Genomic DNA, 12,108 nt, shown 5'->3' on the forward strand with positions numbered 1-12,108 from the left:
ATCGTGTCCCGACTTTTTTCTGTTTTTGTGGCTTTTGTCGCCAGTTTTCTGCTGATCGGTTCGGCTCAGGCCGAGGTCAAGGTTCTCACCAGCATCAAACCGTTGCAGTTGATCGCTGCAGCGGTCCAGGACGGTGTGGCCATCCCGGAAGTGCTGCTGCCGCCGGGTGCTTCGCCGCATAACTACGCACTACGCCCGTCCGACGTGCGCAAGGTGCAATCGGTGGACCTTTTGTACTGGATCGGCCCGGACATGGAAGGTTTCCTGCCGCGTGTGCTCAGCGGTCGAACGCTGCCAAGCGTCGCCGTGCAGGATCTGCCGGGCATGAAATTGCGCCGCTTTGCCGAAGACAGCCATTCCCACGCCGAAGACGCCGACGAGCATGATCACGATCATCGTCCGGGTACGCTGGACGCGCATTTGTGGCTATCGCCGGTCAACGCCCGAGTCATTGCCGGGAAAATGGCTGCCGACCTCAGCGCTGCCGATCCGGCCAACGCCGAACGCTATCAGCGCAACGCCAAGGCCTTCGATGAGCGTCTCGATGCGTTGGACGCGCGGCTGAAGCAGCGTCTGGCCAGCGTTGAAGGCAAGCCGTATTTCGTGTTCCACGAAGCCTTCGACTATTTCGAAGATGCTTACGGCCTGAAACACACTGGCGTGTTCAGCGTGGCAGCCGAAGTGCAACCGGGCGCGCAACATGTCGCCGCGATGCGCAAGCGTCTGCAGGAAGTGGGCAAGACCTGTGTGTTCAGCGAACCGCCACTGCGTCCGCGCCTGGCAGAAACCCTGGTGGCGGGCCTGCCAGTGAAGCTGGCGGAACTGGATGCGCTGGGCGGTTATACACCGGCGACGGCTCAAGGGTATGAGCAGGTGCTGGAGAAGCTGGGCAACGATTTGGCCGGCTGCCTGGAATCGTTGTAACCCCAAAGAAAAAGATCGCAGCCTTCGGCAGCTCCTACATGGTGATCCCCTGTAGGAGCTGCCGAAGGCTGCGATCTTTTGATCTTAAAGAGCGAAGGGTAGCGGCGTATGCACCTGCTGCCGCTGCGCCAACCGCAACTCAAATTCCCGCGGATCGTGAATCAGCACGTCCTGCCCGGCAAACTGCTCGGCGGCGATCAACCGCGACAGCCAGAACCGCACGCACGCCACGCGCAGCATGGTCGGCCAGAGTTCAGCTTCAGCGGCAGTGAACGGACGCAGTGCCGCATAGGCGCCGAGGAATGCGCGGGCGCGCGGCCCGTCAATCAAGCCTTCCTCGTCTGAACACCAGTCATTCAAGGCGATCGCCACGTCGTAGAGCATCGGCCCCGAGCAGGCGTTGTAAAAGTCGATCAACCCGGTCAGGTGCGTGCCTTCGAACATCGCGTTATCGCGGAACAGGTCGGCGTGAATGTTGGCCCGTGGCAGCGCGAGAATTTTGTCTTTCTGCACGGTGATTTCATCCAGCGCCTTGTGCAGCAGCGCACGCGGCTCGTCGCTCAAGTGCGAGAGAAACTCGTTGCCCTCCTCCAGCATCCAGTCCAGGCCACGATCGGTCTTGCGCTTGATCATGCGCTCGCCCTGGGTCGCCAGGTGCAGATGCGCCTGCAACTCGCCGACCTGCGCGCAATGCTGGGCGTTGGCGACCTTGATGTGTTTGCCGGACAGCCGTGGTTGCAGCAGCGCCGGCTTGCCCTTGAGCTCACGCAACGCCACGCCGTCAGTGGTGCGCAGCGCGTAAGGCACCGGCAGATCAGCCTCGTGCAACACGTCGAGCAGGTCGATGAAGAACGGCATTTCCTGCACCGGGCCACGTTCGACCAGGGTCAGGACGAATTCGCCCTGCTCCAGACTGATAAAGAAGTTGGTGTTTTCGCTGCCGGCGGCGATCCCCTGGAAATCAAGCAGACGGCCAAGCCCGTAAGGGTCAAGAAAGGTTTCCAGCTCTGGCCGAGCCAGGGGGGTGAACACAGACATGGTTAAAAACTGCTCAGTTCGGGCGCCGCGATCAAGCGGCGCCGATTAAAAAGTCAGGAATCTTACTTCCAGGTAAAGATTTCCCACGACGGAATCAGCATATCCGGCTGGTCGGAACGGATGTAGTTCACGTCCGAACCATCGGCGCGCACCAGGAAATACGGTTTGCCGCCCTTCGGCGTGACCTTGATCGCATAAACGAAGCCACTGCGGCTGTATTCCTGAATGACCTTGTCGCCCTCGGTGTGCGTGTTAATGGTAACTTCCGGCTCCTTCGACGGCGCATCATCCGCCGCCATCGCGGCCAATGGTGAGACAGCAATCAAACCGACCAGCAGCAAGCGATTTAACGTACGCATGATAACCTTGTCCCTTTGTCGTCAACGGTCCCGCTATTCTAGCGCCGGGCCCGCCGAAAAGGTTGATTCTGCTCATGAGCCAAGCCCCCCTCGTCCTGGTGGACGGTTCGTCTTACCTGTACCGCGCTTTCCATGCACTGCCACCGCTGACCACCTCCAAAGGCCTGCCGACCGGTGCGGTCAAAGGTGTGCTGAACATGCTCAAGAGTCTGCGCAAGCAGTATCCGGACAGCCCGTTAGCCGTGGTTTTCGATGCCAAGGGCGGGACGTTTCGCGATGAGATGTACGCCGAATACAAGGCCAACCGCCCCAGCATGCCCGACGATATGCGCGTGCAGATCGAGCCGCTGCACCAGAGCGTGATTGCTCTCGGCTTCCCGCTGTTGTGCGTGGAGGGCGTCGAGGCAGACGACGTGATCGGCACCCTGGCCCGCAGCAGCGCGGCAGCCGCTCGCCCGGTGATCATTTCCACCGGCGACAAGGACATGGCGCAATTGGTCGACGGCCACATTACCTTGGTCAACACCATGTCCGGTAGCTCGATGGACGTTGAGGGCGTAAAGGAGAAATTCGGCGTCGCTCCGGAGCAGATCATCGATTATCTGGCGCTGATGGGCGATTCTTCCGACAACATCCCGGGCGTTCCCGGCATCGGCCCGAAGACCGCGTCCGGCCTGCTGGTCGGCGTTAACGGCGGCCTCACCGAGCTTTATGCAAACCTCGACATCGTGCCGACCTTGCCGATTCGCGGGGCCAAGACCCTGCCGGCCAAGCTTGAAGAGCACAAGGAGATGGCCTTCCTCTCCTATCAGCTGGCAACGATCAAGGTCGACGTACCGCTGGATATTGGCCTCGATGATCTGCAAATGGGCCCGGAAGACCCGGCCAAGCTCTACGAGCTGTACACCCTGCTGGAATTCAAGAGCTGGCTGAATGACCTCGATCGCGACGCCAAGCGCCAGGAGCTGAGCGCGACCGCCGAGCCTGCGCCGGCGGGCGATCTGTTCAGCGCGACGACAGTCGAAGCGCCCGTCGCCCCCGCTGAAGCCGCGTATGAAACCATCCTCGATCAGGCGCGTTTCGATGTCTGGCTGGAAAAACTGAACAACGCCAAGCTGTTCGCCTTCGACACCGAAACCACCGGTATCGACGCGCAACAGGCGCAATTGGTCGGTCTGTCGTTCGCGGTTCAGGCCAACGAAGCGGCGTACATCCCGCTGACCCATTCCTACATCGGCGTGCCCGAGCAACTGGATCGCGACACTGTGCTGCGCGCGCTGAAGCCGATCCTGGAAGACCCGAACAAACTCAAGGTCGGCCAGCACGCCAAGTTCGACATGAACATTCTGGCCAACTGCGCCATCGGCGGCGATCAGAACGAAGGCATCACCGTGCGCGGCATCGCTTTCGACACCATGCTTGAGTCCTACGTGCTCAATTCCACCGCCACCCGCCACGACATGGACAGCCTTGCGCAGAAGTACCTGGATCACACCACCGTGAGTTTCCAGGACATCGCCGGCAAAGGCGCCAAGCAGTTGACCTTCGACCAGATCGCTCTGGAGCAGGCCGGCCCGTATGCCGCCGAAGACGCCGACATTACGCTGCGCCTGCACCAGACCCTGTTTGAAAAGCTCAGCGCGATCCCGAGCCTGGCCAGCGTGCTGACCGACATCGAAATCCCGCTGGTACCGGTGCTGGCGCGGATCGAGCGTCAGGGTGCGTTCGTCGACGCCGAACTGCTCGGCATCCAGAGCATCGAGCTGGGCAACAAGATGGTCGCACTGGAGCGCGAAGCGTTCGAGATCGCCGGGGAAGAGTTCAACCTCGGCTCGCCGAAGCAGCTGGGCGTGATCCTCTACGAAAAACTCGGCCTGCCGGTTTTGAAGAAAACCGCCAAGGGCCAACCATCGACCGCCGAGGAAGTGCTGGCGAAACTCGCCGAAGACGATCATCGACTGCCGAAAGTGCTGATGGAGCATCGCTCCATGAGCAAGCTGAAAAGCACCTATACCGACCGCCTGCCGGAGCAGATCAACCCGCGCACCGGACGTATCCACACGTCGTACCATCAGGCTGTGGCGTCCACCGGACGCTTGTCTTCCAGCGATCCGAACCTGCAGAACATTCCGGTGCGCACCGCTGAAGGCCGCCGCATTCGTCAGGCGTTCGTCGCGCCGAAAGGCTACAAGTTGCTGGCGGCGGACTATTCGCAAATCGAACTGCGGATCATGGCCCACTTGTCCAAGGACGAGGGCTTGATGAACGCCTTCCGCAACAATCTGGACGTGCACACCGCCACCGCTGCCGAAGTGTTCAAGGTCGAGCTCAACGAAGTGACCTCCGACCAGCGCCGAGGTGCCAAGGCGATCAACTTCGGCCTGATCTATGGCATGGGCGCGCAGAAGCTCGGCAAGGACATCGGCGTCGACACCAAGACCGCCAAGGCCTACATCGACACCTACTTTGCCCGCTACCCCGGTGTGCGCGAATACATGGAGCGCACCCGTAAGCAGGCGGCGGATCAGGGTTACGTCGAGACCTTCTTCGGTCGACGCCTGTACCTGCCGGAAATCAACTCGAACAAGCCGCAGGAACGCGCCGCCGCCGAACGCACGGCGATCAATGCGCCGATGCAAGGCACCGCCGCCGACATCATCAAGAAAGCCATGGTGGCGGTGGATAACTGGCTGACAGCGTCCGGGCTGGACGCCAAGGTCATCCTGCAGGTACACGACGAACTGGTGCTGGAGGTTCGCGAGGATCTGGTTGAGCAGGTGAGTCAGGAAATTCGCCTGCATATGAGCGAAGCGGCGAAACTGGACGTACCGTTGCTGGTGGAAGTCGGCGTCGGCAACAACTGGGATGAGGCGCACTAAGGCGTCTGGACCGGGCGTTTGCCGCGACACACTGTCGCGGCAAACGCCCGAAATGGCCTTATTTCGAATCGCGCTTGGGGTTATTCCAAAGCTTTTTGAAAAAAATCTGAACTAATCTGACAACTCACTACTCAGAGATACTGAATGGCTGGTGAAGCCCTTCGATGCTCCTATGTTGTGTTAAGTGTTGGCAGATATCTGAACCCCGCCCTAGCGGTTCGGAACTTAAACCCCGGAACTTCTCCCTCCCCATATGAAGTCCGGGGCTTTTTTTGCCCCAAAATCGGCTGTAGCGCGGTCATGCTGCGTTAAAAGCGTTACTAAAAATGCTCATTTAGGTCCCCTAAACTCCGCTTTTTAGTAACGCTTTTGCCTTGCCTGACCGCACTACAACCAATTTTCCACAATCCGATTATTCAGCTGGTACTTCAGCGCCCTTGTCTGCCAGTTCCATCCAGCCTGCCAACACAGTGTAGGCCTCTTCCAGGCCCATGCGTTTGGGCGCGGAGAACAGCTGGATCGTCACCAGATCCCCCCAGCCCTTGCGGATTTCCGACTGCACCTTGAGCAGCGTGTTCTTGGCGGCGCCGTAGGTCAGCTTGTCGGCCTTGGTCAGCAGAATGTGCATCGGCATGCCGGCGGCGACGGCCCAGTCGAGCATCAACAGGTCGAAGTCGGTCATTGGATGACGGATGTCCATCATCAGAATCAATCCCTTCAAACTCTCCCGGCCACCGAGGTACGCCTCGAGGTGACGCTGCCAGTGTTGCTTGAGCGGGATCGGTACTTTTGCATAACCGTAGCCCGGCAGGTCGACCAGACGCCGTTCATCGTCTAGCTTGAAGAAGTTCAACAGCTGTGTGCGACCTGGGGTTTTCGAGGTGCGCGCCAGGCTGGCGTGAGTCAGGGTGTTCAGCGCGCTGGATTTACCGGCGTTGGAACGACCGGCGAACGCCACTTCGAAGCCTTCGTCGTCAGGGCATTGATCGACTTTGGCGGCACTGAGCATGAACGTGGACTGTTGGCACAGGCCGAGGATGGGATTCTTGAGTTGCATGGGATTTCCGATGTGGGCGGCGCCGGGATTGGGCGCGGAACGCGGTGTCGCTTCCGTTTCAGTGACGCCAGTATATAATGCCGCAGATTTTGTGTGTGCTTTGTCCCAGCGAAGGATGAAGTTCACGAGAGCCAAAGACCTTGATTGCGCATCAGAACGCAGAACGCTCTCAACCCTGAAAAGGTCGTTTTATGACGAAATGGCTGCTGGCTGCCGGAGTCCTGATACCGCTTTACGGCGCACAGGCTACACAGGAACCGGAAGCCGTGTACAACCGTGTTTGTGGTGCCTGTCATTCCGGCCAACTACCCATGGCGCCCGAAAGAGGCGATCAGGCAGCTTGGACGCCGAGGTTGGCGAAAGGTATGGAGACGCTGGTGCAACACGTGACCCAGGGTTTCAAGGCGATGCCGCCGCGTGGTTTGTGCATGGACTGCAGTGCCGAGGATTACCAGGCCATCATCCTTTGGATGAGCGAGAGTAAACCCGGTCCATAACTCTTAACCCTTAGCCGTAGTTGGATTAGCTGATGAACAAATTGATCGTGAGTCTGCTGTTGACCGTGGGAATATCCGGCATCGCCCATGCTGCAGGTGATGCAGCAGCCGGCCAGGCAAAAGCTGCCGTGTGCGGAGCCTGCCATGGCCCGGACGGGAACAGCATGGCACCCAACTTCCCGAAACTGGCCGGTCAAGGTGAACGCTACCTCGACAAGCAGTTGCACGACATCAAGTCGGGCAAACGCCAGGTTCTGGAAATGACCGGTCTGCTGACCAACCTGAGCGATCAGGACCTGGCCGATATCGCCGCTTACTTTGCCAGTCAGAAGGGCAGCGTCGGCGCCGCCGATCCAAAAATCGTCGCCCGTGGTGAAGCCCTGTTCCGTGGCGGCAACCTGGACAAAGGCCTGCCAGCCTGCACCGGCTGCCACTCGCCGAAGGGTGCCGGCAATGCCGCCGCCGGCTTCCCGCACCTGGGAGGCCAACACGCTCAATACGTCGCCAAACAGCTGACCGACTTCCGCAAGGAAGAAGGCGGTCGCGCCAACGACGGCGATTCCATGCCGATGCGCACCATCGCACGCAAACTCAGCGACGAAGACATTGCTGCGGTCGCCAGCTACATTCAGGGCCTGCACTAACCGCCCTGCATCGAGCGTTACCGGTGATGGACATCTCCTGCAACGTTAACGCTCGATTAATCCGTCGCAACAAGTATAAAAAGGGTGGCTTTGGCCGCCCTTTTTTGTGGCCGCTACCGTTACACTACAGAACTCATGCCCGCCAGGATCTGTCTGAAAACAGGTCGCGCGAGGCGACCAAAATTGTCCAGGAGTAAAGCATGCGTAATCTGATCATCAGCGCCGCTCTCGTCGCTGCCAGCCTTTTCGGCGTGACCGCCCAGGCCGCCGAAGCACCCGCTGCCCCTTATGTCGAACTGGCCAACCCGGTGCCGGTGGCAGAGCCTGGCAAGATCGAAGTCGTGGAGCTGTTCTGGTACGGCTGCCCGCATTGCTACGCGTTCGAGCCGGTGATCAATCCCTGGGTTGAAAAACTGCCGTCCGATGTCAACTTCGTACGCATTCCTGCCATGTTCGGTGGCCCGTGGGATGCTCACGGTCAAATGTTCCTGACCCTGGAAGCAATGGGCGTCGAGCACAAGGTTCACGCTGCGGTATTCAATGCGATCCAGAAAGAACACAAGAAGCTGACCGACAAGAACGACATGGCTGACTTCCTCGCCACACAAGGCGTGGACAAGGACAAGTTCCTCGCCACCTTTGACTCGTTCGCGATCAAAGGGCAGATCGTCAAGGCGCGTGAGCTGGCCAAGAAATATGAAATCACTGGCGTGCCAACCATGATCGTCAACGGCAAATACCGCTTCGACATCGGCTCTGCCGGTGGTGCGGAAGAAGCCTTGAAGCTGGCTGATCAACTGGTCGCCAAAGAGCGAGCGGCCAACAAGGCAGCTGCCAACTAAGCGCGGTCATTGCCATGCGCCGCTGGGGCACCGAACGCATCGTTGGCCTGCATGATCCGCAGGTCAACGAGCATCACCTGGAGTCCACGGGCTTGCCCGCAGACCATCGTCTGCGCTTGCTCAGCTTCAACATCCAGGTCGGCATCAGCACCGAACGCTATCGGCATTACCTGACCCGCAGCTGGCAGCACCTGCTGCCGCACACGGGGCGCTCAGGCAATCTGCAGAAGATCGGCGACCTGCTTGGCGACTTCGACCTGGTCGCCCTGCAGGAAGCCGATGGCGGCAGCCTGCGCTCAGGCTACGTCAATCAGGTCGAACACCTGGCCCACCTCGGCGCCTTCCCTTACTGGTATCAACAACTCAATCGCAACCTCGGCCGGCTGGCCCAGCACAGCAATGGCGTGCTCAGTCGACTGAAGCCGTGGGCGATCGAAGACCATCCGCTGCCGGGCCCGAAAGGTCGCGGCGCAATCCTGCTGCGCTTTGGCGAAGGCCCGGAAGCGCTGGTGGTGGTGATGATGCACCTGGCCCTCGGCGCCCGGGTGCGCAGCCTGCAACTGGCCTACATTCGGGACCTGATCGGTGGCTACAAGCACCAGGTATTGATGGGCGACATGAACACCCATGCCAGCGATCTGCTACAACAGTCACCGTTACGCGATCTCGGCCTGCTGGCCCCGCAGATGCAAGCCACGTTTCCCAGCTGGCGGCCGCAACGTTGCCTGGATCATATTTTGCTCAGCCCGACCCTGACTCTGGAAAAGGTCGAAGTGCTGGCCCAACCCATTTCCGATCACCTGCCGGTCGCGGTAGAGATTCGTCTGCCGGGTTCGCTCACGGCCGATGCATTGCCCGCGTTGAGTCCTGCCCCTCGCGGAACCCCTGAATGAGCGACGACGCCCAGCGCTGGAAAGAGAAGTACCTCAAAAGTATCGAACAGCAGGACAAGCTCGAACGGCGCTGGGCCGCCCGTCTCGACTTGCTGCGCCGCGGTCTGGTACGCAGTACGCTGGCCGCTGAAGGCACCGACAAGGTCGTTGATCAGTGCATGAAAGAGATGCGCGACGTGGTGCGCACCGACGACATGGATGCTGGTCTCGCCGCCCTGCTGCCGCGCCTGGAGAAAGCCGTACTCGACTCCGAGCAGCGCCGCGAAACCCGCATTGATCAGGTCAGCACCGCGTTGACCGCACTGGTTACCCAACTGCAAGCGTTGCCACTGCCGCGGGAAGTCGCCCAGCCGCTGAAGAAATTCGCCAAGCAACTGGACAGTCGGGTCGGCCAGGCGCGGGAAATGCCGCTGCTGCTGAGCGAACTCAGCGGTTTGCAGGGCAAAGCGTTGAGCCAGCTGGAAACCCCACCCGCGCCAGAACGCCCGGGCCTTCTGCAACGCCTGTTTGGCAATCGCGAAGCCGAAGAAACGCCAGGGACGCAGGGCCCGGAGCAACCTCAAGCGCCTGCGCCAATACCAGCGCCGCCATCAGCCAACACTGAACCTGATGTCGAGCCCGCACAGACGCCAACAGGCGAACCGACTCCGGCACCGGTCAGCGCCGCGCCTCTATTGCAACCGGCAGAGGCAAGCCCTCAACAGGCACCTGCAGCGCAACCGCAGGCCGAATCGTCCGTGGTGTCATTTGTGCCGCCGGTCATTGCCATCGAGACGGCGCCCGAACCACTGCCTGAACTCAAACCGCCCCTCGAACCTCTGGCCCCGCCGCTTGCGCCACCAGCCTTCATAGCGGCGATCAACCCTGACGAGTTGATCCACCCGGGCGACGCCCCGGCCCCCTTGCTCCTCGACAGCCTGCCCCTGCCTGCCCCGATTGCCCAAGCCTTGGCTGCCATCGATCCGGAGCAGCCCGAGCAAGACATTCTTTACGCCCTGCCCGATTCGCCGGAGCCTTCCTACAGCTCGGTGGCCAAACACATCGAAGACACGCTGATCGGGCTGCTCGACGATCTGACCTTGCCAGAGCGCCATCGCCCGCAAGCCGAGGCCATGCGTGATCGCTTGAAAAATGGCCTGAACTGGTACGAACTCCTGCCCATTCTCGACGACCTTGCCACCTTGATGCTGGCAATCACCGACAGCGGCCAACACGAATTCGAAGCCTATCTGCAGCGGCTCAACGAACGCCTCGAAGCATTCCAGAGCAATTTGCAGGCCGCCAGCGAGGGCCATGCCGACAACAGCTCGGCAGCCCGGGCAATGGACACGCAGATTCGCGAGCAAGTCGACGGCTTGCAGACCAGCGTGCAGGAAGCGGCCGATCTGGATGATCTCAAGCGAGTGCTGGAGAACCATCTCGAAGGCCTGCTCGGTACCATGGACCAGCATCAGCAACAACGCGATGCCCGCGAGCAGGAAGTGGCAGCACGTCTCAAAGGCCTGGCCGAACGTGTGGCGCACATGGAGCAGGAAGCCCTGGGCTTTCGCGAACATCTGGAAGAACAGCGACAGAAAGCCCTGATTGACCCGTTGACCGGCCTGCCCAACCGCGCTGCCTGGAGCGAACGGCTGGAACACGAGATCAGGCAATGGCAACAACACGGCAACACCTTGAGCCTGGCGATGCTCGACCTCGATCATTTCAAGCGCATCAACGACAACTACGGCCATCTGGCGGGCGACAAGGTATTGAAAATCATCGCCACGGTGCTGCGCAAACGTCTGCGTGGGGCGGATTTCATTGCTCGTTTCGGCGGAGAGGAATTCGTTCTGCTGCTGCCAGCCACCACGCCGACCGTCGGCGCCAAATTGCTGGAAACCCTGCGAGCGGCCATCGAAGCGTGCCCGTTTCACTTCAAGGGTGAACGGGTGACGATCACCATTTCCATGGGACTGGCGTCGTTCAAGCCGGGAGAACACAGCGATCTGGTGCTTAAAAGAGCCGATCAGGCGCTGTACCGGGCGAAAAACGGCGGACGGAACCGAGTCGAACTGGGCTGAGCAAGTTGTTCCATTTTGTTTAAATCGGCCCGTCAGGCGTCGATAGGCAAGGCAGTACGTTACACTGTTGCATTATTGTCTTGCGTGTACTGCCTTCTGCCATGAAATTTTTCGCCCTCCTCGCGTCGCTGCTCGTTCTGGCCGGTTGTGCCAGCGGCCCGCGTTATGACACCAGCCACCCTTCGGCCAATCACGACAGCCGCGTGCAATTCGTGATCGTGCACTACACCTCCGCTTCCCTCGCCCGCTCGCTGCAACTGCTGACCCACGGCGAAGTCAGCAGCCACTATCTGATCGGCGACGACAAAGGCGGTACCATCTACAAACTGATGGATGAAAACCAGCGCGCCTGGCACGCCGGCGAGAGCCAGTGGCAGGGCCGTACCTGGCTAAACTCCAGCTCGATCGGCATCGAAATCGTCAATCCGGGCTTCAAGGACACGCCGACCGGGCGCCTCTGGTACCCGTACAGCGAAGCGCAGATTCAATCGCTTATCGTCCTGCTCAAGGACATCAGCCAGCGCCAGGGCATCAGCCAGCGCCATATCATTGGCCACAGCGACATCGCGCCCCTGCGCAAACTCGACCCGGGTCCCTTGTTCCCATGGAAACGTCTGGCCGCCGAAGGCCTGGGCGTATGGCCCAACGAACAAGCGGTGGCCCGGCAACAGCTGCAGTTCAACGCCGAACTGCCGAGCATCAGCTGGTTCCAGGCGCAACTGGCGCGCTTCGGTTATGACACTCCGCAGACCGGCGAGCTGGACGTAGCGACCCGCCATGTCCTGGCAGCGTTCCAGATGCACTTTCGCCCTTCACGCTTCGACGGCACACCGGACGCACAAACGGCAGCGTTGTTGCAGGTCCTCAATCAGACAAAATAATGACGCCCGCCCGACGGTCAGGGCGAAAACG

The 12,108-nt window shown here is 60.4% G+C and carries 11 protein-coding genes; 8 read left to right on the plus strand and 3 right to left on the minus strand.

The window, feature by feature from the left end; all coding sequences use genetic code 11:
* Positions 1-3: 3 nt before the first annotated feature.
* Positions 4-924, plus strand: a complete 921-nt coding sequence (locus L6D63_RS22480) for a zinc ABC transporter substrate-binding protein ZnuA (RefSeq protein ID WP_095669264.1) — start codon at positions 4-6, stop codon at positions 922-924.
* A gap of 84 nt (positions 925-1,008) precedes the next feature.
* Here L6D63_RS22480 and L6D63_RS22485 read toward each other — a convergent pair whose 3' ends face one another.
* Positions 1,009-1,962, minus strand: coding sequence for a homoserine kinase (locus tag L6D63_RS22485; protein WP_131671845.1), 954 nt, complete (start codon positions 1,960-1,962; stop codon positions 1,009-1,011).
* Positions 1,963-2,024: 62 nt separating this feature from the next.
* Complete coding sequence (locus tag L6D63_RS22490) at positions 2,025-2,321, minus strand: DUF2782 domain-containing protein (protein ID WP_041073689.1); 297 nt, start codon at positions 2,319-2,321, stop codon at positions 2,025-2,027.
* A 74-nt stretch (positions 2,322-2,395) separates the two neighbouring features.
* On the opposite strand from L6D63_RS22490, the gene polA reads away from it, so the two are divergent.
* Positions 2,396-5,200 carry a DNA polymerase I gene (gene polA, locus L6D63_RS22495; protein ID WP_131671846.1) on the plus strand — a complete coding sequence of 935 codons (2,805 nt, stop codon included), beginning with the start codon at positions 2,396-2,398 and terminating at the stop codon, positions 5,198-5,200.
* A gap of 412 nt (positions 5,201-5,612) precedes the next feature.
* Here polA and yihA read toward each other — a convergent pair whose 3' ends face one another.
* The gene (yihA, locus tag L6D63_RS22500) at positions 5,613-6,257 is read right to left on the minus strand and encodes a ribosome biogenesis GTP-binding protein YihA/YsxC (protein WP_047297458.1); all 645 of its coding nucleotides are present in this window, start codon (positions 6,255-6,257) and stop codon (positions 5,613-5,615) included.
* 191 nt (positions 6,258-6,448) lie between these two features.
* Here yihA and L6D63_RS22505 point away from each other — a divergent pair, with 191 nt between their 5' ends.
* The 6 genes from L6D63_RS22505 to L6D63_RS22530 all read left to right on the plus strand — a co-directional run bounded on the left by L6D63_RS22505 (position 6,449) and on the right by L6D63_RS22530 (position 12,077).
* Positions 6,449-6,754: a c-type cytochrome gene (locus L6D63_RS22505; protein ID WP_047297457.1), complete on the plus strand. Its 306-nt coding sequence runs from the start codon at positions 6,449-6,451 to the stop codon at positions 6,752-6,754.
* Positions 6,755-6,786: 32 nt separating this feature from the next.
* A complete protein-coding gene (locus L6D63_RS22510) occupies positions 6,787-7,398 on the plus strand; it encodes a c-type cytochrome (RefSeq protein WP_047297456.1) in 612 nt (203 codons plus the stop codon).
* Positions 7,399-7,598: 200 nt separating this feature from the next.
* Positions 7,599-8,240, plus strand: coding sequence for a thiol:disulfide interchange protein DsbA/DsbL (locus tag L6D63_RS22515; RefSeq protein WP_007962741.1), 642 nt, complete (start codon positions 7,599-7,601; stop codon positions 8,238-8,240).
* 14 nt (positions 8,241-8,254) lie between these two features.
* Positions 8,255-9,133 carry an endonuclease/exonuclease/phosphatase family protein gene (locus L6D63_RS22520; protein ID WP_047297455.1) on the plus strand — a complete coding sequence of 293 codons (879 nt, stop codon included), beginning with the start codon at positions 8,255-8,257 and terminating at the stop codon, positions 9,131-9,133.
* Complete coding sequence (locus L6D63_RS22525; protein WP_131671847.1) at positions 9,130-11,196, plus strand: GGDEF domain-containing protein; 2,067 nt, start codon at positions 9,130-9,132, stop codon at positions 11,194-11,196. The genes L6D63_RS22520 and L6D63_RS22525 overlap by 4 nt, the downstream gene beginning before the upstream one ends.
* 101 nt (positions 11,197-11,297) lie before the next feature.
* Positions 11,298-12,077, plus strand: coding sequence for an N-acetylmuramoyl-L-alanine amidase (locus tag L6D63_RS22530; protein ID WP_131671848.1), 780 nt, complete (start codon positions 11,298-11,300; stop codon positions 12,075-12,077).
* The last annotated feature ends 31 nt before the right edge of the window (positions 12,078-12,108 follow it).

It is taken from the genome of Pseudomonas parakoreensis, from assembly GCF_021602155.1.
GTDB classification, from domain to species: domain Bacteria; phylum Pseudomonadota; class Gammaproteobacteria; order Pseudomonadales; family Pseudomonadaceae; genus Aquipseudomonas; species Aquipseudomonas parakoreensis.